Below are 23,907 nucleotides of genomic sequence, written 5' to 3'. Positions count from 1 at the left end.
GGGCGCCTGAGATCAAGATCAAAAGCAGATCAAGATCAAGAGCGACTCGCTGCGCATCGTGGTTACGGTTGAGCGTTACAGAGTTGTGTAGATACCTAGGCCCCGATGGCAGTGTGTCAGTCAATAGATGTATTGACTGACACACTGCCATCGGGGGCAAGCCCCCTTCCGCATTTAGTTAGAGCAGCGGTTCGTCAGGTTTCTTGTTCTTCCAGCCATCGTTGCCCGGCAGCAGCAGGTTCAAACCAATCGCCACCACCGCACACAGGGCGATGCCCTTGAGGCCGAAATCGTCCGGGCCGGTGCCGGTGCCTACCAGCACACCACCAATCCCGAACACCAGGGTCACCGACACAATCACCAGATTGCGCGCTTCACCCAGGTCGATCCTGTGGCGGATCAGCGTATTCATCCCCACCGCCGCAATTGAGCCGAACAGCAGGCACAGAATCCCTCCCATTACCGGCACCGGAATGCTTTGCAGCAGCGCGCCGAACTTGCCGATGAACGCCAGGCTGATCGCGAACACCGCGGCCCAGGTCATGATTTTCGGGTTGTAGTTCTTGGTCAGCATCACCGCGCCCGTCACTTCGGCGTAGGTGGTATTGGGCGGGCCGCCAAACAGGCCGGCGGCCGTGGTGGCAATCCCGTCACCCAGCAAGGTGCGATGCAGGCCGGGCTTCTTCAGGTAGTCGCGACCGGTCACGCTGCCTACCGCAATCACGCCACCGATATGTTCGATCGCAGGGGCCAGGGCCACCGGCACGATAAACAGGATCGCCTGCCAGTTGAACTCCGGCGCGGTGAAGTGGGGCAGGGCGAACCACGGTGCGGCGGCGATCTTCGCCGTGTCGACCACGCCGAAGTAGAACGACATGGCAAAACCCACCAGCACGCCGGAGATGATCGGCACCAGGCGGAAAATGCCCTTGCCGAACACGGCCACGATCAAGGTGGTCAGCAGGGCGGGCATCGAGATCAGCATGGCCGTCTGGTAGTGGATCAACTCGGCGCCGTCGCCGGACTTGCCCATGGCCATATTGGCGGCAATCGGCGCCATGGCCAGGCCGATGGAAATGATCACCGGGCCGATGACGACCGGCGGCAGCAGTCGGTCGATGAAACCGGTGCCTTTGACCTTCACGGCAAGGCCCAGGAAGGTATAGACGAAACCCGCCGCCATCACCCCGCCCATGGTCGCCGCCAGGCCGAACTGGCCCTTGGCAAGAATGATCGGGGTGATGAACGCAAAGCTCGATGCCAGGAACACCGGCACCTGCCGTCCCGTCACCACCTGGAACAACAACGTGCCCAGGCCTGCGGTGAACAGTGCGACGTTTGGATCAAGACCTGTGATCAGCGGCATCAACACCAGCGCGCCAAATGCTACGAAGAGCATCTGTGCGCCAGACAGGATCTGGCGCCAAAGCGGGTCGTTGAATTCATCCTGCATGGTCACGCGTCCTTCTGCTTGGTGCCGAAGATCTTGTCACCGGCATCGCCCAGGCCCGGGATGATGTAGCCGTGTTCATTCAGGCGTTCGTCGATGGAGGCGGTGTAGATCTGCACGTCAGGGTGCGCTTTCTCGACGGCGGCGATGCCTTCGGGGGCGGCCACCAGCACCATGGCGCGAATGTCGCGGCAACCGGCTTTTTTCAGCAGGTCGATGGTGGCGACCATGGAACTGCCGGTGGCGAGCATCGGGTCGATGATCATGGCCAGGCGCTCGTTGATTTCCGGGACGAGTTTTTCCAGGTAGGTGTGGGCCTGCAGGGTTTCTTCATTGCGGGCCACGCCCACGGCGCTGACCTTGGCGCCCGGGATCAGGCTGAGCACGCCTTCGAGCATGCCGATACCGGCGCGCAGGATCGGGACTACGGTGATTTTCTTACCGGCGATTTTCTCCACTTGTACGGGACCGGCCCAACCGGGGATCTCGTAGGTCTCCAGGGGCAAATCCTTGGTGGCTTCGTAAGTGAGCAGCGCTCCGACTTCCTGAGCAAGCTCACGGAAGTTCTTCGTGCTGATGTCGGCGCGGCGCATAAGGCCGAGTTTGTGTCGGATCAGCGGGTGGCGGATCTCGCGAGTGGGCATGGGAAAGGCTCCGGCGGCGGGCAAAAAAACCGGCCTAGATTAATCTATCCGAGGGTGTTGTCCTATAGACATCAAGTACGTTAGTCCATAAAGGCTTGATTGGAGCGCAGTAGAAGCGTACCTTCGCCCGCTTTTCTTGCCACAGCACCCCCTGGAGAGCGCCATGTCCGCTGATCTCGAGCATATCCGTCAAATCATGCACGAGGCTGACTGCCTGTACACCGAAGCGCAGGTCGAAGCAGCGATTGCCAAGGTCGGCGCGCACATCACCCGCGAAATGGCCGACACCAACCCAGTGGTTTTCTGCGTGATGAACGGTGGCCTGATCTTCGCCGGCAAATTGCTTACCCATCTGCAATTTCCGTTGGAAGCTTCTTACCTGCACGCCACCCGCTATCGCAACGAAACCAGTGGCGGCGATCTGTTCTGGAAAGCCAAGCCGGAAGTGTCGTTTATCGACCGTGACGTGCTGATCATCGACGACATCCTCGACGAAGGGCATACCCTGGGCGCGATCATCGACTTCTGCAAACATGCCGGCGCGCGTAAAGTGCACACCGCCGTGCTGATCGACAAAGACCACGATCGCAAGGCGCGCCCCGAGCTGAAAGCCGATTTCGTCGGGCTGCCGTGCATCGACCGCTATATCTTCGGTTATGGCATGGACTATAAGGGCTACTGGCGTAACGCCAATGGCATCTACGCCGTTAAAGGAATGTAATCGATGGCCCGTTTTCTTGATCAGACCTTATTTGCAGAGTTGGCCGAGAAAGCGGGCGACAGCCCCCGTGGCCGGCACCATCACAACTTCCACCAGATGGAAGAACCCTGTCATCGCCTCGCCGTGGCCCTGCAACCGAGTACCTATGTGCCGCCTCATCGGCACCTGAGCGCGGACAAGGCGGAAACCTTGCTGGTGCTCAAGGGCCGCTTGGGTTTGCTGATATTCAGCGAAACCGGTGAAGTCCTCGCCAAGCGCGTCATGCAGGCGGGCGGCGAGTGCGCGGGCGTCGACCTGCCGCCCGGCGTATTCCATGGCCTGGCGGTGCTGGAACCCGATACGGTGATGTTCGAATGCAAGGCCGGGCCTTATCGGCCGGTGGGTGAGGGTGAGCTGGCCACCTGGGCACCGCGCGAAGGCGATGCCGGTGTGGCCGACTACCAACGCTGGATGCTCGCGCAGTTCGATTGAACTGACCAAAATCCAAATGTGGGAGGGGGCTTTTCAACGCTTTCGAAGCCTGTGCACCACAGGTAGACTTCAAACCCCGTGTCAATGTCTGCAGGCTGGAGTCGGTAATGCGTAAAGATAAAATACAGGTGATCGGTGACGAGATCGGCGACGACCAGATCAAGTTGTTCCTGAACTTCGAACCGGTCGATGCGACTTCTCCGTCCCTGCACAAACTGATCAAGGCCTATCGCGGCCTGCGTATCGACGACTTCGAGCGCTTCCTGGGGTTCTTCAAGGAAGCTGGCCTGGACCTGGACGGCAAGGACGAGCAGGGCCAGACCTTTGTCGACCTGATCAAGGACCAGCGCCACGCCGCCGAGTACATCGCGCTGATCGACAACGCTCGCGGCTGATTAGCCGAAGCAATAAAAAACGCCCCGGCCTCATAAGAGTCCGGGGCGTTTCGCTTTTAACGGTAGGCGCGAGCTTGCTCGCAAAGAACCTGAGAGCGCCGCGTTAATCCACTTGCGCTGCGTTATCGTTGACGTTTTTCGCGAGCGAGCTCGCTCCCACAGGCTCCACCAGCTCAAGGCTGATGTTGTTCTGCGTGTTGATCGTGCGATACAGCTCGGCATCCGTCTCCAGCACTTTTTCGCGCGCCGGGAAGATCTCGTGCAGCTTGCTCGCCCATTCGCCGTTGGCTTTCTCCGGGAAGCAGCGCTCGATCAAATCCAGCATGATCGACACCGTCACCGAAGCGCCCGGCGAGGCGCCCAGCAGCGCCGCCAGCGAACCATCCGCGGCGGCAACCAGCTCGGTGCCGAATTGCAGCACGCCGCCTTTCTTCGGGTCCTTCTTGATGATCTGCACGCGTTGGCCGGCCACTTCCAGGCGCCAGTCTTCGGCTTTCGCTTCGGGGTAGAAGCGGCGCAGGGATTCCAGGCGCTGCTCCATGGACTGGCGCACTTCGCTGACCAGGTACTTGGTCAGGTCCATGTTGTCGCGAGCCACTGCCAGCATCGGGCCGATGTTGCCGGCGCGGATCGACATCGGCAGGTCCAGGAACGAGCCGTGCTTGAGGAACTTGGTGGTGAACCCGGCGTAGGGGCCGAACAACAGCGACTTCTGGCCATCCACCACGCGGGTGTCCAGGTGCGGCACGGACATCGGTGGCGAACCCACGGCCGCCTGGCTATAGACCTTGGCCTGGTGCTGCTTGACCACTTCCGGGTTATCGCAACGCAGCCACTGGCCGCTGACCGGGAAACCGCCGAAGCCTTTGCTTTCTTCGATGCCCGAAGCCTGCAGCAGCGGCAGGGCCGCGCCGCCGGCGCCGAGGAACACGAAGCGGGCATCCACTTCGCGGCTGTTGCCGCTGTTGACGTCCTTGATGCTGACAGTCCAGCCCGCACCATTGCGCTTGAGGTCGGTGACACGCTTGCAGTACTTGACCTGGGCGTCCGGTGAACTGGTCAGGTGGTTGAGCAGTTGGTTGGTCAGGGCGCCAAAGTTGACGTCGGTACCATTCATCACGCGGGTGGCGGCGATTTTTTCATCGAGCGGGCGGCCCGGCATCATCAGCGGCATCCACTCGGCCATCTCGCTGCGGTCTTCGGTGTAGTGCATGTCCGAAAACGCATGGTGTTGGCTGAGGGTTTCAAAACGCTTCTTGAGGAAGGCAACGCCGTTGTCGCCCTGCACGAAACTCAAGTGCGGGACCGGGCTGATAAAGGATTTGCACGAGCCAAAGGTGCCCTTTTGGGCCAGGTACGCCCAGAACTGTTTCGACACCTCGAACTGGGTGTTGATGTGCACGGCTTTCTTGATGTCGATGGAACCATCGGCGGCCTGCGGCGTGTAGTTCAGCTCACAGAGCCCGGCGTGGCCGGTACCGGCGTTGTTCCACGGGTTGGAACTCTCCGCGGCACCCGAGTCCATCAGCTCAACGACTTCCAGCTTGAGGCCGGGGTCGAGCTCCTTGAGCAGTACGGCCAGGGTGGCACTCATGATGCCGGCCCCTACCAGAACTACGTCGACTGCTTCGTTATGCGCCATTTAACGCGTCTCCAAAATCTGCAGCACCAAATTGACGGCATGGCTGCCAGGAGTGACGGGGCGGTTCACGTGTTGCCCCAGGTAACCCATGGCCAGGATCGCCATGTCCGTTTCGCAATTCTTTGCAACTTCAGCGCACGCTTCCTGCCCGGCTAATCTGCCTATGAACGCATTCATGGGCGCCTGTGGCAATTCGACTTATGGTCAAAGCGTGCGATTCGTGCAACCAATCCGTAGCGGACAGGCTCAAGCTCCGGTTATTGAGGAACGCTCGGTCCTGTGTTGGGCTGTTTCAGACGCTGATGGTGCTTGTACAAACGCCAAACTATTCATTTGCTCGCCACACTCTTGTGAAGTTGTGAAAACCCGTTTTTTTCACGCTCTTTTGAAGACGTGAACCTCAAAAAAGGGCTGCCCCAGCCTGGCACCTGGCCCGCGAAACGGGCAAACAACTCAAGTGGCCGAGCGCAATGGCAGCTCTGGCAGATTCGATAAAGGCGGGTGGTTTGCACAGGAAACAGCAAGCACGCCAGCTTCACTCGATCTGTGTGGGCGGCTCTCTGTGGGCGATTTGGAGGTTAGTGCCAAGGCAATAACGATGCTGCGGGGCCCGATCAGGAGACGTCCTTATAATCGGGGGGAGATTGTAGCGAAGAACGCCAGGGAAATGGGCGTGTTTTATGACTTTTATTAGTGCGCCGGTCAGGAGGCCAACGCTTGGTGCGATTGTGCGCGTACAAACTGAGGGCTGACCCTGGCACTGGCCGGCAGCGGGCGGTGCATCCAGCCCAGATGCGTCTCCGCGACTTCGACCCAGCCTTCACCGACGGGCGGCAGGCTGCATTGCTTGAACGCCAGGCAATGACCGTGGGCATCGAGCAGCGCAAAGTGGCGGTGGCGGCTGTGTGACAGGAACAGTGACTTGAGAAGGCGCATGGCTGTGTACCGGTTGCGTTACATGCTTGAAGGTTGTCAGTCTGGCATGACAGGGGAATGACGTTTTGATGGGAAATTGTAATTTGCCGATGTCTTCAGCTGCGGTTCAGGATCGCTGGTGGGTGATGCGCGTGCACCGTTATACTGGCGGCCTGTGTGCGCCTAGTCCTGGAGAAATGAGTATGTTGCAACGCCTGTTGTTCGGTTTGATCACTGTGACCAGTTTGGCTTTGGTTGGCTGCGCCAACAGCCCGCAACAACTCAGCCCGCAACCTAAAGTCACGGCGCAGTTGGCGCCGGTCGGTCACGGCCAGCCCGTATCGGTGCGTGTAGTGGACGGTCGTCCGTCACCGACCCTCGGTTCGCGTGGCGGCCTGTACCCGGAGACCGCGCTGATTTCGGTGACCGGCCAGGACGTGCTGCCCAAGCTGCAGGCCCAGGCTGAAGCCGCTGTGCGCTTGCTGGGCTTTACCCCGACCAATTCGCCCGGCGCGCCGCAACTGACCGTTACCCTGGCCGAACTGAAATACCAGTCGCCCAAGGAAGGCCTGTATGTGACCGAAGCGTCCATCGGCGCTACCTTCAAGTCCGACGTCAGCGCCGGTACCCGTCGCTACAGCGGCCGCTATGCCGCGTCCCTCAACCAGCGCTTCGGCATGTCGCCGAACCAGGAAACCAACACCAAGCTGGTCAGCGACGTGCTCAGCGATGCCTTGACCCGACTGTTCAAGGACCCAAGCATCGGCCAGTTGCTCAGTTCGCAATAAGCTGTTCACGCAAAACCGGGCTCATCGCTGAGCCCGGTTTTTTTATGCCTGTCGCTTTCAGGCGGCGGTATCGACGTAGAAATCCAGCATGCTCACGCCCGTGAGTAAGTCCAGCTCCGGCAAGTCGGCATGCGGGTGCCCGGCGAGGGCGCAATACACCAGCCAATGGCGGTCCTGGACATTGAAGGCAAGGCCGCCGATCAGGGCTTCCTGTTCATCGCTCGGGGCGATCAGATACAGCCGGTCCTGGTTTTGCGCGTGCAGCATGACAAGCTCCTCAAGCGTCGAAGGGCAACAGAGTGGCCTGTTAAGGTGACGTTCAGGTGACGCTGTAAATTACTGGATACATTAAACCGTCAACGGGGAGGGAGCATTAAAGGCGCAGGGAGCCACTATCGTTCAGGTTCGTATCTGGACCGATACCCGAATACTGTTTCGCCGAGGTTTTGCGATGGCGCTGCTGATCAATGCTGTTGCCCTGATGGTTGCCTGCTGCGGCGCCATACTGCTGTTCATCACTCGCCTGCGGGCGCAACGGGCGATGGCCGAACTCACCGCGCAAAGTGAAGAACGCGCCATTGACCAGCCGATGTTGTTTCTGGACACGCGCACCGAACGGGCGCATCGCCAGGCTTACCGTGTAGGGTTCTCTATGCTGGGGTGGGCGCTGGCCATTTCCTGGCTCAGTACCCACTTCTAAGAACACCCACATTTTGATCGATGTTTACAGAGGGATCCCGGCCTTGACCCGGTATTGATTGCGCACCGGTGTCGCATATTGCGTCACGAGATACGGACGATGCTCGGACGGGCATTCATTCAAGCGCCGTTCCCACTCGGCCTTCGCCTTGGCCAGTTCATCGGCCGGGAATACGTCTTCGGCCTTGGGCACGTCCAGTTGCGGGTCGGCATCGTTCCATTGGGCGTAAGCCAGGTAGTGCACCGGGAACAGCCGATAACCGCCGAGAATCTGCCGGTCCATTTCGACCGCCAGCAACTTGGTGTCCTCGAAGCGCTCGGTAATCGGTGGCGCGAAATTCACGTGCACCCGGCCTTTGTAGCCGGTGATGCCCAGCGCAATGCTCACGTCATCCTCGCCCGGCGCCTTGCTGTAGGTGCCGGTGGTGGCGCGGATATACAACTCGCGGGCCTTGGCGGCGTCGCACGGATCATACTCATAGCTGATCGACACCGGCGTCAGGTTCAACGACTGGATGACTTCGGCGAACGGCTCGTCCTTGCGGCTGACGTGGAACATCTTGAGGATCGCCGATTCGGTGCGATCATCCCCATCCTTGGCCCGGCCTTCCGCCTGGGCGATCCAGATCGACTGGCAGTCGTTGCGGATCGAATGGTTGATGTAGGCCGACAGCAACTGGTAGGCCGCCATCTTTTCCTTTCGCCCGGTGATCGAGCGGTGCACGATGAAGCTCTTGTTCAAGCGCATCAGGTCGCTGACAAACGGTTTTTGCAGCAGGTTGTCGCCGATGGCGATGCGCGGCGTCGGCAGGCCGGCATGGTAGACGGCGTAGTTGACGAAGGCCGGGTCCATCACGATGTCACGGTGGTTGGCGAGGAACAGGTAGGCGGTGCCGGACTTCAATTGCTCGACGCCGGTGTAGGTCACGCCGTCGGTCGCGCGGTCGATGGTATGGTCGACGTAATACTCGACTTTATCCTGCAGCGTCGCCACGGTGGTGACGCCGGCGAACTCACGGCGCAGTTTGCGCGCGATCATCGGCTTGAGCAGCCAGCCCAGCGCGCCGGCAAAGCGCGGGAAGCGAAAGTGAGTCAGGATGTCCAGAAAGGCCTTGTCACTGAACAGCCGGTCCAGTACTGCGGGGACTTCGCTGTCGTTGTAAGGTCGGATGGTATCGAATTCGCCCATCATGCTCTCTTGTTAGAAACGGCTAGGGTAAGTAAAGGAAATACCAGGGGCGGCGTGAGTAAACGGGCTCAGCCGGCAATAGCCCTGTCAATAGACCGGCGATTATACGCACAAGTCACCTGGGAGACTGCGATGCTGGAAACTGCGCTGTACGATTGTCCTTATTGTGGGGAAACGGTCGAAACGACGGTGGATTTGTCCGGCGGTGATCAGGTTTATATCGAGGACTGCCAGGTGTGTTGCCGACCGATCACCTTCGACCTGCAGGTCCATGGTGAAGAGTGGATGCTCGAAACCCGCAGCGAGAATGACTGACAGGTATACCCATGCAGCGAATCTACGAACCGGAAAACCTCATGGAAGGCGAGCTGCTGCAACAGATGCTTGCCAGCGAAGGCATCGAGGCGCACCTGGTGGGTCGCCATTTGCTCGGTGGCACGGGTGAGCTGCCGATCTTCGGCTTGCTGGGACTGGAGGTCGATAATGATCAAGCCGCTTGCGCACGCGAGCTCATAACCGCCTATAACGGCGCGCAGCCCTTACCCTTTGATGACGCCGACAGCTTGCCCGACGTATTGGTCTGTTAGGCTGTCGGTTGGTTTACCCAAGAGTCGTGTTGCCCCATGTGTGGACGTTATGCCCTGTTTCGCTGGAACCCCGCCTTTGCTGCCTTGCCGGGTTTCCCGGCCGACCAGCAGGCCCAGTGGAATATCTCCCCCAATGATTCGGTGCTGATCCAGCGCGCCATCGATGGCCAGCTCAGCCTGGCGCGCGCGCGCTGGGGGCTCACACCGCCGTGGCTCACCGACCTCTCCCGCACACCCGCCCACGCCCGCGCCGAAACCGTGGCCGAACAGCCGATGTTTCGCGAAGCGTTCCGCCAGCGCCGCTGCCTGCTGCCCGCCAACGGGTTTTACGAATGGCGCGGCACCCAGCGCAAGCGCCCATACTGGCTGACACCGGGGGAAGGCTCCACGCTGTTTTTTGCGGCGATCTGGGAAGCGTACCCGGTGCAGGAGCAGGTGTGGTTGAGCACGGCGGTCATCACTCAAGCGGCGCAGGCCCAGCGCCGACCGTTGATCCTGGACGAGGCGGGGCAGGCTGCCTGGCTGGACCCCGAGACGCCGCTGCATGTGCTGCAAAGTCTGCTGGCCGCTGAGCCTGCCGCGTTGCGCGAGCGGGTGCTGGCCAATATGGTCAACGATCCCAAGCTCAACGGGCCGGAGTGCCTGACCCCGGCTTGAGCCTGAGCTTATCGGCCGGCACGTGGGATCGATCCGAAATACACCCGTTAAACGTCTGATGTATCTGGCGCGGATACAAATGTCCGCCTACGATACGCGCCATGTTTCCAGGGAGCGTGTTCATGAAGAAGTCATTGGCGGTAAGTGGGTTGGTTGCAGCGATGCTGCTGGCCGGGTGTCAGTCGGTCAACACTACCAGCGGCGGCGCGGTGGGGGTTGAGCGCAAGCAGTACATGTTCAGCATGCTGTCGAGCCAGGAAGTCGACCAGATGTACGCCCAGTCCTACCAGCAGACCCTGGGCGAGGCCAGTGGCAAAGGGATTCTGGACAAGACCAGCGCCAACGCCAAGCGCGTGCAGGCCATTGCCAATCGCCTGATCGCCCAGGCACCGACCTTCCGCCCGGATGCGGCGCAATGGAAGTGGGAAGTGAACCTGATCAAGAGCGACGAGATGAACGCCAACTGCGGGCCGGGTGGCAAGATCCTGGTGTACAGCGCATTGATCGATAATCTCAAGCTCACCGATGATGAACTCGCCGCCGTGATGGGCCATGAAATCGCCCACGCCTTGCGCGAACACGGCCGCGAAGCCATGTCCAAGGCTTACGGCATCGAGATGGCCAAACAGGGCGCCGGTGCAATATTCGGGCTCGGCCAGGACAGCCTGGCGCTGGCCGATACCGTGGCCAACTACGGCATGACCTTGCCCAACAGCCGCAGCAATGAGAACGAAGCCGACCTGATCGGCCTCGAACTGGCCGCCCGCGCCGGTTACAACCCGAACGCGGCCATCACGCTGTGGAACAAGATGGCCAAGGCCTCGGAAGGCGCGCCGCCGGAGTTCATGAGCACTCACCCGGCATCGGACAGCCGCATTGCGTCATTGCAGGCGGCGATTCCGAAGGTCATGCCGCTGTACCAACAGGCCAAGAAATCCTGATATTCCAAGCCTGGTAAAGATCCAAATGTGGGAGGGGGCTTGCCCCCGATAGCGGTGGGTCAGCTGAGGAATGCTTAGCTGAAGCACCGCTATCGGGAGCAAGTCGAATCGTCGCACCGCCCCTCCCACATTGGGTTGGGTTTACAGCCCTGGTTCCTTAGATCCAGCCACTGCTCTGCATGGCCTTGTACACCGCCACAATCGCCAGTACAAAAAACGCCGTAGCCGCCAAACGCCGAATCAACGTCAACGGCAGCTTCTCCGCCGCAAAATTCCCCGCCAGCACCACCGGCACGTTAGCAATCAACATGCCCAGGGTGGTCCCGATAATCACCAGCCACAATTCCGGATACTGGGCCGCCAGCATCACCGTGGCGATCTGGGTCTTATCACCGATTTCCGCGAGGAAGAACGCAATCAGCGTGGTCAGGAACGGTCCGAACTTACGCGTGGTGCTGGCTTCGTCATCGTCGAGTTTGTCCGGCACCAGGGTCCACAGCGCCGTGGCGCAGAAGCTTGCCGCGAGAATCCAGTGCAGCACCGCGTCGGAGAAGAAACTTCCGAACCAGGCTCCCACTGCGCCGGCAGCCGCATGGTTGGCCAGGGTCGCGGCGACGATGCCGGCGATGATGGGCCAGGGCTTGCGAAAGCGGGCAGCGAGAATGAGTGCGAGCAGTTGCGTCTTGTCGCCGATTTCGGCCAGGGCAACGATTGCGGTAGGTACGAGCAATGAATCCAGCATCAGGTAGGTTTCCAGGGGCGGGTCGACACGGCTATGACACGTACAGCCTTCCCGCCCCGGGTAAGGTGTGCGTGTCATAGGTCTTGTCAGACCCCGGTCCGTCTGTGCGGACTCCTGGGTCGCATACGCCATGGTCTGCTGACCAAGTATGTTGACGTATGCCGGACGAGCATGGCGCTCGTGGGAGACTACTCCCCTAGGACGCTGCGGATTCTGCCTAGGCAAAACCCATTCGGCAAGCGTTCTTTTTCAAACGCCCGTCAGGGACGCTTGGCCCGGTAGATGCGAAAACCATTGCCCTCGGCCTTGATCGCGCAGATGCCCAGATGCTCTTCGATCAGCGGCTGGTATTTCAGGAAGCTATTGGCGACCAGGCGCAGTTCGCCGCCTTTTGCCAGATGTTTGCCTGCTTTTCGCAGCAGATTTTCCGTGGCGAAGTAATCCGTGTGCACCCCGACATGGAACGGCGGGTTGCTTAAAATCGCGTTCAAACCCATCGGTGCGGCGTCGATGCCGTCACCGGTCAGTACTTCGGCTTCCAGGTCATTGGCAGCCAGGGTCAGGCGGCTGCTGGCGGCGGCGAAGGCGTCCACATCTAGCAGGGTCACGGTGTTGTGCGGGTAGCGACGTTTCACCGCTGCTCCCAATACGCCGGCGCCGCAGCCAAAGTCGAGCAAATGCCCGCTGGGCAGCTTGTCCAGGTGTTCCAGCAACAGTTCGGTGCCCCGGTCCAGGCGACCATGGCTGAACACGCCCGGCAGGCTCACCACCTTGAGCGGCCCGTCGACCAGCGGTACCTCGAAGGTCTGCGCCAGGCTATCCAGATCGGGCGCTTGCGGCGCGTTGCCCACCGTGACCTGCCAGAGCTGGCAGTGCCGCGCGTTATCCAGCTTGCGCGGCTTGCTGAAACGGGTCATCTGCTTGGCGGCGCTTTCGATGCCGGCCTTTTTTTCGCCCACCAGAAACAGCTCGGCGCCGGGCAGGCGCGCGGCCACGGCGTTGAGCAGGTAGTCGGTGAGGTCCTTGGACTTGGGTAGGAAAATCACCGCGGCCTCAAATGCGCGTTCGGGCACCTTCACGCCGAATTGGCTGCGCTCGGGAAAACGCGCCTCCAACGCCGCCTGATCGCCGGCGTGCCAGCTCCAGCCGTGGGCGTTGGGCAGGCGTCCGAGCAAATCGTCGGCAGGCAAACCGACCAGCAGCAGGTTGCCTTGAAAAAGTTCGGCCTGGCGAAGCAGTACTTCACTGCGCGGATCCATGGTCTGCTCCTTGAAAAGGGGCGCAGTTTATCAAGCGACGACGCGCAGCGGGGCACCGTTGAAAAAGCCCAAGGCGTTTTCGCGCAATTGCGCGACGATCCGCTGCCGCGCTTCACGGCTGCCCCAGGCATTATGGGGCGTGACGATCAGCCGAGGAATATCACCGGCCAGCAGCGGGTTGCCGTTTACCGGAGGCTCGACACTCAACACATCGGTGGCCGCACCACCCAGGTGGCCGTTGCGCAATGCATCCGCCAGGGCCTGTTCGTTGATCAAACCGCCGCGTGCGGTGTTGACGATAAACGCGCCGGACTTGAGCAGTGCCAGTTCGCGAGCCCCGATAAAATCGCGGGTGTGCTCGTTGAGCGGGCAGTGCAAGGTCAGCGCGTCCACCTGCCCCAGCAGTTCATCCAGCGGCATGCGGTCGGCGCGGGCAGGGCGCCCGGGAATCGCGCCCAGCACCACGCGCATGCCAAAGGCTTCGGCCAGACGTGCCACGGCACTGCCCAGTTCGCCATGGCCGAGCAGGCCCAGCGTCTTGCCTTCCAGCTCGACAATCGGGTAGTCCAGCAGGCAGAACTGCCTGGCCTGCTGCCATTTGCCGGCTGCCACATCGCGCTGATAGTCCTTCAAGCGCGTGGCCAGGTTGAGCAGCAGCATGATCGTGTGCTGGGCCACCGACGGCGTGCCGTAGCCCTGGCAGTTGCTCACGGTGATGCCCTGGGCGCGGGCGGCTTCAAGGTCGATGTTATTGGTGCCGGTGGCCGACACCAGGATCAGCTTGAGCTCGGGGCAGGCCGCCAGGAGCTCGGCACTGAGCGGGACTTTGTTAGTGATGGCGACTTGAGCACCCTGCAAGCGTTCGCGCACATTCTGCGGCGTGGTCTGCTCGCACAGCTGCAGCTCGCTGAAGCAGTCACGCAATCCGCTGAGGTCGAGGTCGCCGATGTCCAGGGAGGGGTGATCGAGGAAAACGGCGCGGCGCTTGTTCATCATCAACTGTACCTTTTGCGGCGGAGTTCGAAGGCGTAATCTGCTGAGCCTATCAGATGAAATAATCCGTTACTTAATGGAGTGAGCATGTACGTCGCCGAGTTTTTGACCGTAGCCTTGATTCACTTGTTGGCGGTCGCCAGCCCCGGACCTGACTTCGCCGTAGTGGTGCGTGAAAGCGTGACCCATGGCCGTCGCGCCGGCACATGGACTGCGCTGGGCGTCGGTTCGGCGATCTTTCTTCACGTCGGCTACTCGTTGCTGGGCATCGGCTTGATCGTGTCCCAGTCCATCGTGCTGTTCAATGCATTGAAATGGGCGGCGGCGGCGTACCTGCTGTATATCGGCTTCAAGGCGCTGCGCGCGCAACCGGCCAAGCCACCGGTGGAAGGCGAGCTGCATCGCGAGGTGGGCGAGCGCACCCCGCGTGGCGCGTTTACCGCAGGTTTTGTGACCAACGGTTTGAATCCCAAGGCCACGCTGTTTTTCCTCTCGCTGTTCACCGTGGTGATCAACCCGCACACACCGCTGGCGGTGCAGGCCGGTTATGGCGTGTACCTCGCGGTGGCGACAGCGCTGTGGTTTTGCCTGGTGGCCATGCTGTTCAGCCAGCAGCGCGTGCGCGCCGGGTTTGCGAAGATGGGGCATTGGTTCGATCGCACCATGGGCGCGGTGTTGATTGCGATTGGGGTGAAGTTGGCGTTCACGAGCATGAAGTAATCGCTGCCCTTGAGCGGGCACGGTAAAAAATGTGGGAGGGGGCTTGCCCCCGATAGCCATAGGTATCGACACACCTGCGTAGCACCCAACCGCAACCACGATGCGAAGCGAGCCGCTCTTGATCTGGCTTTTGATCTTGATCTCAGGCGCCCCGTTAAACCACGCTGGCCGAACGCAGGCTTGAATCCGTGGGTAACCCGGCAGGACGCCGGGTTAGCCGCACTGGGCCATGGATGGCCCATTGCGGCGGCCCACGGATTCAAGCCTGCGTTCGGGCACACCGAGCATTAGCGAGGTGCCGAGTGGTGGGGCATGAGCCCTTTGGTTACTTTGGGGCTTTTCCAAAGTGACCCGCCGTCAGGGCGGAACCCTAAGTGGCCGTTACCGCAGAAACGGATACGTACTCGGTCCAATCCAACATCCTGGTCGGCTCTGAGGCCGCCATCGGGGGCAAGCCCCCTCCCACATTTGGACCGGGATCGACACCAACATCCTGGTCGGCCCAGAGGCCGCTATCGGGAGCTAGCTCCCTCGCCACATGTCGGTGTCATATCAAAGCTGTATAGATACCTATGCCCCGATAGCGGTGGATCAGCTAATAAATACTTGGCTGAAACACCGCCATCGGGGGCAAGCCCCCTCCCACATTGGATCTGCATGCGTCCGAGATCATGGCTAAAAGCTAGCATTTACCGGACCCTGCAAATCATTCCTTTGGCTGATTTAGCTGCAACATAACCTCTCTACAGTGCAGGTCTTCACGCCAAGACCGCGCAGTCATAAAAGGGAGTCGTATGTTGCAGACCCGTGTTATCCCACCCGCCGAAGGCGCTTACCAATACCCGCTGTTGATCAAACGCCTGTTGATGTCCGGGGCGCGTTACGAGAAAACCCGGGAAATCATCTACCGCGACAAACTGCGCTACACCTACCCGACGCTGATCGAACGCGTCGCGCGCCTGGCCAATGTGCTGACCGAAGCCGGGGTCAAGGCCGGTGACACGGTGGCGGTGATGGACTGGGACAGCCACCGTTACCTGGAGTGCATGTTCGCCATCCCGATGATCGGCGCGGTGATCCACACCATCAACGTGCGCCTGTCGCCGGAACAGATCCTCTACACCATGAACCACGCCGAGGACCGCTTTGTGCTGGTCAACAGCGAGTTCGTGGGGCTTTACCAGGCGATCGCCGGGCAGCTCACCAGCGTCGACAAGACCGTGCTGATCACCGACGGCGACAGCAAGACAGCCGACCTGCCCAACCTGGTGGGCGAGTACGAAACCCTGCTGGCGGCGGCGAGCCCGACGTACCACTTCGAGGATTTCGACGAGAACTCCGTGGCCACCACCTTCTACACCACCGGCACCACCGGCAACCCCAAGGGCGTGTATTTCACCCATCGCCAACTGGTGCTGCACACCATCGGCGTGGCGACCATCATGGGCAGTGTCGACAGTGTGCGTTTGCTCGGCACCAACGACGTGTACATGCCCATCACACCGATGTTCCACGTGCACGCCTGGGGCCTGCCTTACGTGGCGACCATGCTCGGTTTGAAGCAGGTCTACCCCGGCCGCTACGACCCCGAATACCTGGTGGAGCTATGGCGCAAGGAAAAGGTCACCTTCTCCCATTGTGTGCCGACCATCCTGCAAATGGTGCTCAATGCCAAGGCCGCTCAGGACGTGGATTTCGGCGGTTGGAAAATCGTCATCGGCGGCAGCGCCCTCAACCGTTCGCTGTACGAAGCCGCCAAGGCCCGCGGCATCCAGTTGACGGCTGCGTACGGCATGTCCGAGACCGGGCCGCTGGTGTCCTGTGCTCATCTCAATGACGAGCTGATGGCCGGCAGCGAAGACGAACGCACCACCTATCGGATCAAGGCGGGTGTGCCCGGGCCGCTGGTGGAGGCGGCGATCATGGACACCGATGGCAACTTCTTGCCTGCCGACGGCGAATCCCAGGGCGAGCTGGTACTGCGCGCACCCTGGCTCACCGAGGGCTATTACAACGAGCCGCAAAAGGGCGCCGAGCTGTGGGCCGGTGGCTGGATGCACACCGGTGATGTCGCCACCCTGGATGCGTTCGGCGTGATCGATATCCGTGACCGCATCAAGGATGTGATCAAGACCGGTGGCGAGTGGGTCTCGTCCCTGGCCCTGGAAGACCTGGTCAGCCGCCACCCGGCGGTACGCGAAGTAGCGGTGGTGGGCATGGCCGACCCGCAGTGGGGCGAGCGCCCGTTTGCCCTGTTGGTGTTGCGTGATGGCCATGTGATAGGGGCTCGTGAGCTCAAGGAACACCTCAAGCCGTTCGTTGAATTGGGCCACTTGAGCAAGTGGGCGATTCCGAGCCAGATCGCCGTTGTTACTGAAATTCCCAAGACCAGCGTCGGCAAGCTCGACAAAAAACGTATCCGTATCGACATCATCGAATGGCAGGCCAACAACAGCACGTTCCTGTCGACCCTGTGACGCCGCTTGCCGTCCCCGTTCGGGGGCGGCAATGCTCTATCTCAGGCCTTTACTTGTGATTTGTGGAATTTCAGCCATCCTTGCCGCGTCGGCTTTCGTCGACGTGGCGAAAGGGTCGGGGCAGACGGGTTGGTGATGCAAATCACACTTTAGAGGGATCAAGCACTACCCCCTGCTGGCTATAGTCCCTTCCAGAGTTTTTCGCGGATGTTGCGCTTCGGGTGAAGGTGGCCCGGTTGTCGCTCGGCATTGGAATCGTTGTATCCCGGCCGTTACATGCATCTTCCGAAAGAGCTCGCTGCCATAACAATAAAATGCACATGGAGTAGCGTCGATGACCTCAGTAAACCAGTTCTGGCGCCGGGCACGTCTGCCCCTGGCCGTCAGTCTCGCTTCTACGCTCGCCGGGCCCGCATTCGGCGTCAGTTTCAACATTGGTGAAATCGAAGGGAGCTTTGACTCATCCCTGTCGGTGGGCGCCAGTTGGAGCACGTCCAAGGCCAATCGCGACCTGATCGGCGTGAATAACGGCGGCAAGGGCTTGTCGCAGACCTCCGATGACGGGCACCTGAACTTCAAGCGCGGAGAAACCTTTTCGAAGATCTTCAAAGGTATCCATGATCTGGAGCTGAAATACGGCGACACCGGTGTGTTTGTGCGTGGCAAGTACTGGTACGACTTTGAACTCAAGGACGAAAGCCGTCCGTTCAAGGACATCAGCGACAACAACCGCAAGGAAGGCGCCAAGTCTTCCGGCGGGCAGATCCTCGATGCGTTCGTCTACCACAACTACTCGATCGCCGATGCGCCGGGTTCCGTGCGTTTCGGCAAGCAAGTAGTGAGCTGGGGCGAAAGTACCTTCATTGGCGGCGGTATCAACTCGATCAACCCGATCGACGTCTCGGCGTTTCGCCGTCCGGGGGCCGAGATCAAGGAAGGCCTGATTCCGGTCAACATGTTCTATGTGTCGCAGACGCTGACCGATAACTTGTCGGCGGAAGCGTTTTATCAGTTGGAGTGGGACCAGACCGTTACCGACAACTGCGGCACTTTCTTCTCGCAGCCTGATGTTATTTCCGACGGCTGCAGTAACAATTTGCGAGTGTTGAACAGCCGTCGCTTCCTGCCTGCCGCAGTGCTGCCAGGGCTCGCCGCAAATGGCGTAGACGTCAATAATGAGGGTGTATTGGTGCGTCGCGGCGCGGACCGTGATGCGCGCGACAGTGGTCAGTTCGGTGTCGCGTTCCATTACAACTTCGAGCCTCTGGATACAGAGTTCGGCGCTTACTTCATGAACTATCACAGCCGCGCGCCAATCTTCAGTGCCCAGGGCGCCCCACAGTCGGCCTACACCGGCGCAACGCCAGGGGTGCCTGCCCAATTGCGTCCATTGGTGGTCGCGGGTAACTCCAATTATTTCGTTGAGTACCCGGAGGATATTCGTCTCTATGGCTTGAGTTTCTCCACTACCCTGCCCACGGGGACGGCATGGAGCGGCGAGTTGAGCTACCGCCCGAATGCCCCGGTCCAGTTGAGTACGACAGACATTCTGTTTGCCGGTGTCACGCCGCTTCCGCCCTTCAACAATGCATCTGTGTTGAAAGGGTCGCCGGGTCAGGACTTGCATGGTTATAACCGTAAGGAAGTCACCCAGTTCCAAACCACCTTCACGCACTTCTTCGATCAAGTCATGGGCGCCAGTCGCTTGACCACCGTCGGCGAAATCGGCGTGACGCACGTCGGTGGGCTGGAGAGTAAATCTCAGGCGCGTTATGGCCGCGACCCTGTGTTCGGTCCGGGCCAGTTACCTGGTGGTTTCTGTACCGCCCTTAACAACTCCACCGCTCAAGGCGGCGGCCAGGCCAATGCTGCCAACCTCAACACCAACTGCAACAACGACGGCTACACCACCGCAACGTCCTGGGGCTACCGCGCTCGTGCCATCTGGGAATACCCGGACGTGTTCGCCGGCGTCAACCTCAAGCCCAACGTGGCCTGGTCCCATGACGTCAAAGGTTACTCGCCAGGCCCCGGCGGCAACTTCGAAGAGGGGCGCAAGGCGGTCAGCCTGGGCCTGGATGCCGAATACCAGAACACCTACACCGCCAGCCTGGCCTACACCAACTTCTTTGGTGGCAAGTTCAGCACGGTGAATGACCGCGATTTCGTCGCCCTGAGCTTCGGCGCCAACTTCTAAGCACACTCTTTTCAAGTGGTATGTATTCAGGAAGTCCAGAACATGAAAATAACTAAAAGTCTGTTGCACGTGGGTGTGCTTGGGCTGTCGATCCTGGCGAGCAACGTCATGGCGGCGGTGTCGGCGGATGAAGCCGCCAAGCTGGGCACCAGCCTGACCCCGATGGGCGCCGAAATGGCCGGGAACGCGGCCGGTACCATCCCCAAATGGTCACCGATGCCGGTGAACGCAGGGGCGGTGGATGCCAAGGGTTTCCTGGCCAACCCGTACGCCAGCGAACAACCGCAGTTCACCATCACCGCGCAGAACGTCGAGCAATACAAAGACAAACTGGCCCCCGGGCAGTACGCGATGTTCAAGCGTTACCCGGACAGCTTCAAGATGCCGGTGTACCCGACTCATCGCGGCGCCACGGTGCCGGCTGACGTGTTCGCCTCCATCAAGAAAAACGCCACCACGACCAACCTGGTGTCCGGCGGCAACGGCCTGGAAAACTTCGAGACGGCGGTGCCGTTCCCGATTCCGAAAAGCGGCGTCGAGGTGATCTGGAACCACATCACCCGTTATCGCGGCGGTAGCGTCACGCGCCTGGTGACCCAGGCCACCCCGCAAACCAACGGTTCCTACAGCCTGGTGTACTTCCGCGACCAATTCGTGTTCCGCGACAAAATGAAGGACTTCGACCCGAAAAACCCCGGCAACGTACTGTTCTACTTCAAGCAGCAAGTCACCGCGCCGGCGCGTCTGGCCGGTGGTGTGCTGCTGGTGCACGAGACCCTGGACCAGGTCAAGGAACCGCGTTCGGCGTGGGTCTACAACGCCGGGCAACGCCGCGTGCGCCGGGCGCCGCAGGTGTCCTATGACGGGCCGGGCACGGCCGCCGATGGCCTGCGCACCTCCGACAACCTCGACATGTACAACGGCGCGCCGGACCGCTACGACTGGAAACTGGAAGGCAAGAAGGAAATCTACATCGCCGCCAACAGCTACAAGATCGACGATCCGAAGTTGAAATACGCCGACATCATCAAGGCCGGCCACATCAACCAGGACCTGACGCGCTACGAGCTGCGCCGCGTCTGGCATGTGGTCGCGACCTTGAAGGAAGGCCAGCGCCACATCTATGCCAAACGTGACTTCTACATCGACGAGGACACCTGGCAAGCTGCGGTGATCGACCATTACGACGGCCGTGGCCAACTGTGGCGCGTCGCCGAAGCCCATGCCGAGAACTACTACGACAAGCAAGTGCCGTGGTATGCCCTGGAAACCCTCTACGACTTGCAGTCCGGCCGCTACCTGGCCCTGGGCATGAAGAACGAAGAGAAGCAGGCGTATGACTTCGGCTTCACCGCCACCACCAGCGACTTCACCCCGGCAGCCCTGCGCCAGGACGGCGTTCGCTAACCTGCGCTGATCCTCAAATGTGGGAGGGGGCTTGCCCCCGATAGCGGCGCGACAGTCGATGCATGTATTGACTGACCCACCGCCATCGGGAGCAAGCTCCCTCCCACATTTTGTTTGGGGTGTCTGTAGCGATATTTTTTGTCGCAGTTCTTTTTCAGACATTTGTTGCAAAGATCTACAATCCCGCCGCTTTTACCGCTAGTCTGCGGACATCTGCAATGCCGACAACAGCCTTCTACAAGAGCCCGGCGATGACTGATCTGTCCCGAATCCAGGGGCCTGCCGGCGCGGTAATTCCAAGCCTGGGAGGCCGTTTCTACAGGCCGCCGTTGCCCGACGGTTACGTGCTGCGCCCACGCCTGTGCGAACGCCTGGGCGCCGGCCTGGAAGGACGGCTGTTGCTGGTCAGCGCGCCGGCGGGGTTCGGCAAGAGTTCCCTGGCGGTCGAGTTCTGCCAGAGCCTGCCGGCCCACTGGCAAAACCTGTGGCTGGGCCTGAGCCCGCGGGACAACGACCCTGGCCGTTTTCTCGAGCGCCTGCTCGAAGGCTTGCGCGCGTATTTCCCGCAACTGGGTGCCCAGTCCCTGGGCTTGCTGAAAATGCGTCAGCGTCACCAACCCTTCGCCTTTGAAGAATGGCTCGATGGCCTGCTCGATGAGCTGACGGTGCATTTGTCTGTCCACGCGCCGCTGCTGCTGGTGCTCGATGACTACCATTTGGCCCAGGGGCCGGTGCTGGACCGTTGCCTGCAGTTTTTCCTCAATCATTTGCCCGATGGCCTGGTGATGCTGGTTACCAGCCGCCAGCGTCCGGACTGGCACCTGGCGCGCCTGCGCCTGTCGCGGCACCTGCTGGAATTGCATGAGCAGGACCTGCGCCTGACCCATGACGAATCCCTGGCCGTGCTGCACCGGCACAGCAGTTCGCTGCGCGGTGAGGCTCTGGAGAACCTGATCCGTCGCAGTGAGGGCTGGGTCGCCGGCCTGCGCTTCTGGCTGCTGGCGGCCTCCGAAGCCGGCAGCGACGGTGCCTTGCCCCAGGGCCTGAACGGCGGCGAAGGGCTGATTCGCGATTATTTGCTGGAAGAGGTCATCGACTGCCTGCCTGCGCAGGTGCAGGCGTTTCTGTATGACACCGCGCCCCAGGAGCGTTTCTGCGGCGAGCTGTGCGACGCGATCCGCGAGGCCCATGACAGCCCGGAAATCCTGCGCTACCTGCAGGCCCACCAGGTATTTCTGGTGCCGTTGGATGAACAGGGCCACTGGTACCGTTATCACCATTTGTTTTCCGACCTGCTGCGCGCGCGCCGCGAGAAGAGCGCCACCTTGCCCCTGGCCAGTCTGCACCTGCGGGCCTGTCGCTGGTTCAACGCCCAGGGCCTGATTGATGAGGCGGTGGAGCAGGCGCTGCGGGCCGGTCACCTGGATGTGGCGGCGAACCTGGTGCAGAACCTGTCCGAGGAGCAACTGCTGGCGGAACAGAATGTCGGCATGTTGCTGCGCTGGAAAATGGACTTGCCCGACAGCCTGTTGATCAGCACGCCGCGCTTGATCGTGCTCTACAGTTGGGCGCTGGGGTTGGCGTGCCAGTTGGACGCGGCGCAGGAATTATCCAGCTACCTCAGCCGCTTCCTGCCGGCGCCGTCGGCCACCGCGCAGAAATCCATGCTGGCCCAATGGCTGGCACTGAGCGGGATCATCGCCCGCGGGCGAGGGGACCGCGAATTGACCCAGCGCTATTGCAGCGAGGCCCTGGAAAGCCTGCCGCACAAGCGTTATGGCCAGCGCCTGATGTGCCTGTCGACCTTGTCCAACCTGGCGATCGTCGATGCCGATCTCTGGCGTGCCCGTGGCCTGAATCGTGAGTCCCTGGAATTGGCGCAGCGTGTCGGTAACCCGCTGTTTGAAGCCCTGGCCCATTACGACCGCGCCCGGGTGCTGCAGGCGCGCGGCGAGGTCCTGCGTGCCCTGGACGAAGTGCGCCAGGGCCTGCAGCGCCTGCACGGGCTGGCGGCTCAGCGGCTGTATGCCGTGCGCGCGCGATTGTCGCTCTATGAAGGTTTCCTGTTGCTGCTGCGTTACCAGCCCGAAGCCGGCCTTGCGCGGTTGCGCGCCGGCCTGACTGAAGCCCGCGCCTGCCGGGATATCAGCGTGCTGATCGGACATTGTGTGATCGCCAGCTTCGAAGGCCGGCGTGGCGATTTTTCCACGGCCTTTGCCGAACTGGCCGAGGCTGAACGCCTGATGCACATCTGGGACGTGCCGCCGATCTACTACCTGGCGATGATCACCCTGATCAAATGCGAGCTGTGGCTGGCCCAGGGCCGTACCGACCTGGCCGAGGCCTGGCTGGCCCGGCTGGGACAGACCTACACCGGTGAGCAGGCCGCCGCCGCACCGGAGTTTCACCCGCACTTGCCGCAACATGTGGAGCTGCAACAGGCCGCGCTGGATGCCATTCGCCAACAGCCCGACAAGGCGCTGCAACGGCTTGAGGACGTGGCGCAACAGGCGCTCAACAGCGGTCGCCAGATAATCGCCCTGATCGCCCTGGCCCAGCAGGCGCATTTGTTGCTGGCGTGTGGTCAGCAAACCAGGGCCGGGTTGGTGCTGGCCCGCGCCCTCGAAGCCGGCACCGGGGGCGCACTGCAACCGTTCCAGCGGTTGCTGGAGCAATACCCGCAGTGGATGCGCGAGCAGTTGGGCAAGCATCCACACGTTCTGCTGAACCAGGCCTTGCTGGCGTTGCTACCGGCAGTCACCTGTGTTGAAAGCGCGCCTCATCATGAAACCCTGAGCACACGTGAGCTGGCGGTACTGCAACTGATCGCCCAGGGCTGTTCCAACCAGGAGATCAGCAACCAGCTGTTCATTTCCCTGCACACCGTGAAAACCCACGCCAGCCATATCAACAGCAAGCTCGGCGTGGAGCGCCGTACCCAGGCGGTGGCGCGGGCCAAGTCGATGGGGCTGTTGGGCTGATGGCGCTGCGCATTGTGCATCGTTTAATTAAA

Annotated in this window: 23 protein-coding genes and 1 riboswitch; of the genes, 14 read left to right on the top strand and 9 right to left on the bottom strand. The window is 61.0% G+C overall.

What is annotated here, in order from left to right; all coding sequences use genetic code 11:
• Positions 1 to 178 precede the first annotated feature (178 nt).
• Complete coding sequence (locus tag BFP96_RS19130) at positions 179 to 1,453, bottom strand: uracil-xanthine permease family protein (protein WP_065885798.1); 1,275 nt, start codon at positions 1,451 to 1,453, stop codon at positions 179 to 181.
• A 2-nt stretch (positions 1,454 to 1,455) separates the two neighbouring features.
• The gene (gene upp / locus BFP96_RS19125; RefSeq protein ID WP_003188608.1) at positions 1,456 to 2,094 is read right to left on the bottom strand and encodes a uracil phosphoribosyltransferase; all 639 of its coding nucleotides are present in this window, start codon (positions 2,092 to 2,094) and stop codon (positions 1,456 to 1,458) included.
• A 163-nt stretch (positions 2,095 to 2,257) separates the two neighbouring features.
• Between upp and BFP96_RS19120 the strand changes: the two genes are divergently transcribed.
• From BFP96_RS19120 to BFP96_RS19110, 3 genes are all read left to right on the top strand, one after another.
• Complete coding sequence (locus tag BFP96_RS19120; protein WP_065885799.1) at positions 2,258 to 2,815, top strand: hypoxanthine-guanine phosphoribosyltransferase; 558 nt, start codon at positions 2,258 to 2,260, stop codon at positions 2,813 to 2,815.
• Positions 2,816 to 2,818: 3 nt separating this feature from the next.
• Positions 2,819 to 3,286, top strand: a complete 468-nt coding sequence (locus tag BFP96_RS19115; RefSeq protein WP_065892633.1) for a WbuC family cupin fold metalloprotein — start codon at positions 2,819 to 2,821, stop codon at positions 3,284 to 3,286.
• A gap of 107 nt (positions 3,287 to 3,393) precedes the next feature.
• Positions 3,394 to 3,681, top strand: a complete 288-nt coding sequence (locus BFP96_RS19110) for a PA4642 family protein (RefSeq protein WP_065936823.1) — start codon at positions 3,394 to 3,396, stop codon at positions 3,679 to 3,681.
• A gap of 103 nt (positions 3,682 to 3,784) precedes the next feature.
• Here the strand turns inward: BFP96_RS19110 and mqo are convergent, their stop codons facing one another.
• Together mqo and BFP96_RS19100 are read right to left on the bottom strand one after the other, a co-directional pair.
• On the bottom strand, positions 3,785 to 5,323 hold the full coding sequence (mqo, locus tag BFP96_RS19105) for a malate dehydrogenase (quinone) (protein ID WP_065936822.1): 1,539 nt from the start codon (positions 5,321 to 5,323) through the stop codon (positions 3,785 to 3,787).
• Positions 5,324 to 6,025: 702 nt separating this feature from the next.
• Positions 6,026 to 6,259 carry a hypothetical protein gene (locus BFP96_RS19100; protein ID WP_065885803.1) on the bottom strand — a complete coding sequence of 78 codons (234 nt, stop codon included), beginning with the start codon at positions 6,257 to 6,259 and terminating at the stop codon, positions 6,026 to 6,028.
• 182 nt (positions 6,260 to 6,441) lie between these two features.
• Between BFP96_RS19100 and BFP96_RS19095 the strand changes: the two genes are divergently transcribed.
• Positions 6,442 to 7,026: a YajG family lipoprotein gene (locus BFP96_RS19095; RefSeq protein ID WP_057724591.1), complete on the top strand. Its 585-nt coding sequence runs from the start codon at positions 6,442 to 6,444 to the stop codon at positions 7,024 to 7,026.
• 57 nt (positions 7,027 to 7,083) lie between these two features.
• On the opposite strand, the gene BFP96_RS19090 is transcribed toward BFP96_RS19095, so the two are convergent.
• A complete protein-coding gene (locus tag BFP96_RS19090) occupies positions 7,084 to 7,293 on the bottom strand; it encodes a hypothetical protein (RefSeq protein ID WP_065885804.1) in 210 nt (69 codons plus the stop codon).
• Between the two features lie 184 nt (positions 7,294 to 7,477).
• Here BFP96_RS19090 and BFP96_RS19085 point away from each other — a divergent pair, with 184 nt between their 5' ends.
• A complete protein-coding gene (locus tag BFP96_RS19085) occupies positions 7,478 to 7,726 on the top strand; it encodes a hypothetical protein (protein ID WP_065897294.1) in 249 nt (82 codons plus the stop codon).
• A 24-nt stretch (positions 7,727 to 7,750) separates the two neighbouring features.
• Here the strand turns inward: BFP96_RS19085 and BFP96_RS19080 are convergent, their stop codons facing one another.
• Positions 7,751 to 8,914, bottom strand: a complete 1,164-nt coding sequence (locus BFP96_RS19080; protein WP_170876029.1) for a 1-acyl-sn-glycerol-3-phosphate acyltransferase — start codon at positions 8,912 to 8,914, stop codon at positions 7,751 to 7,753.
• A gap of 132 nt (positions 8,915 to 9,046) precedes the next feature.
• Here BFP96_RS19080 and BFP96_RS19075 point away from each other — a divergent pair, with 132 nt between their 5' ends.
• The 4 genes from BFP96_RS19075 (at position 9,047) to BFP96_RS19060 (ending at position 11,099) form a co-directional block, all read left to right on the top strand.
• Positions 9,047 to 9,229, top strand: coding sequence for a CPXCG motif-containing cysteine-rich protein (locus tag BFP96_RS19075; protein ID WP_065885807.1), 183 nt, complete (start codon positions 9,047 to 9,049; stop codon positions 9,227 to 9,229).
• An 11-nt stretch (positions 9,230 to 9,240) separates the two neighbouring features.
• Positions 9,241 to 9,501, top strand: coding sequence for a putative signal transducing protein (locus BFP96_RS19070; protein ID WP_065936821.1), 261 nt, complete (start codon positions 9,241 to 9,243; stop codon positions 9,499 to 9,501).
• Between the two features lie 36 nt (positions 9,502 to 9,537).
• Positions 9,538 to 10,158, top strand: a complete 621-nt coding sequence (locus tag BFP96_RS19065) for an SOS response-associated peptidase (protein WP_065892629.1) — start codon at positions 9,538 to 9,540, stop codon at positions 10,156 to 10,158.
• 122 nt (positions 10,159 to 10,280) lie between these two features.
• Positions 10,281 to 11,099 carry a M48 family metallopeptidase gene (locus BFP96_RS19060; protein ID WP_065885810.1) on the top strand — a complete coding sequence of 273 codons (819 nt, stop codon included), beginning with the start codon at positions 10,281 to 10,283 and terminating at the stop codon, positions 11,097 to 11,099.
• Positions 11,100 to 11,256: 157 nt separating this feature from the next.
• On the opposite strand, the gene BFP96_RS19055 is transcribed toward BFP96_RS19060, so the two are convergent.
• The 3 genes from BFP96_RS19055 to BFP96_RS19045 form a co-directional block, all read right to left on the bottom strand.
• Positions 11,257 to 11,841, bottom strand: coding sequence for a TMEM165/GDT1 family protein (locus tag BFP96_RS19055; protein WP_005784895.1), 585 nt, complete (start codon positions 11,839 to 11,841; stop codon positions 11,257 to 11,259).
• Positions 11,842 to 11,930: 89 nt separating this feature from the next.
• Positions 11,931 to 12,050: riboswitch (yybP-ykoY riboswitch) on the bottom strand.
• 51 nt (positions 12,051 to 12,101) lie between these two features.
• The gene (locus BFP96_RS19050; RefSeq protein WP_065892628.1) at positions 12,102 to 13,100 is read right to left on the bottom strand and encodes a class I SAM-dependent methyltransferase; all 999 of its coding nucleotides are present in this window, start codon (positions 13,098 to 13,100) and stop codon (positions 12,102 to 12,104) included.
• Positions 13,101 to 13,130: 30 nt separating this feature from the next.
• Positions 13,131 to 14,096, bottom strand: coding sequence for a 2-hydroxyacid dehydrogenase (locus tag BFP96_RS19045; RefSeq protein WP_065936820.1), 966 nt, complete (start codon positions 14,094 to 14,096; stop codon positions 13,131 to 13,133).
• An 84-nt stretch (positions 14,097 to 14,180) separates the two neighbouring features.
• On the opposite strand from BFP96_RS19045, the gene BFP96_RS19040 reads away from it, so the two are divergent.
• The 5 genes from BFP96_RS19040 (at position 14,181) to BFP96_RS19020 (ending at position 23,875) form a co-directional block, all read left to right on the top strand.
• A complete protein-coding gene (locus BFP96_RS19040) occupies positions 14,181 to 14,813 on the top strand; it encodes a LysE family translocator (protein WP_065892626.1) in 633 nt (210 codons plus the stop codon).
• 794 nt (positions 14,814 to 15,607) lie between these two features.
• Positions 15,608 to 17,290 (top strand): fatty acid--CoA ligase, encoded by a 1,683-nt coding sequence (locus BFP96_RS19035; RefSeq protein WP_065933756.1) that lies wholly within the window; start codon positions 15,608 to 15,610, stop codon positions 17,288 to 17,290.
• A gap of 334 nt (positions 17,291 to 17,624) precedes the next feature.
• The gene (locus BFP96_RS19030) at positions 17,625 to 19,487 is read left to right on the top strand and encodes a DUF1302 domain-containing protein (RefSeq protein ID WP_065936819.1); all 1,863 of its coding nucleotides are present in this window, start codon (positions 17,625 to 17,627) and stop codon (positions 19,485 to 19,487) included.
• A 42-nt stretch (positions 19,488 to 19,529) separates the two neighbouring features.
• A complete protein-coding gene (locus BFP96_RS19025) occupies positions 19,530 to 20,894 on the top strand; it encodes a DUF1329 domain-containing protein (protein ID WP_065885816.1) in 1,365 nt (454 codons plus the stop codon).
• Positions 20,895 to 21,145: 251 nt separating this feature from the next.
• Positions 21,146 to 23,875, top strand: a complete 2,730-nt coding sequence (locus BFP96_RS19020; protein ID WP_065892623.1) for a LuxR C-terminal-related transcriptional regulator — start codon at positions 21,146 to 21,148, stop codon at positions 23,873 to 23,875.
• The last annotated feature ends 32 nt before the right edge of the window (positions 23,876 to 23,907 follow it).

This window comes from Pseudomonas sp. 34 E 7, from assembly GCF_900005715.1.
GTDB lineage: Bacteria > Pseudomonadota > Gammaproteobacteria > Pseudomonadales > Pseudomonadaceae > Aquipseudomonas > Aquipseudomonas orientalis_A.
Note: the sequence above shows the minus strand (reverse complement) of the source record. Positions and strands in the feature narration are given on the sequence as shown.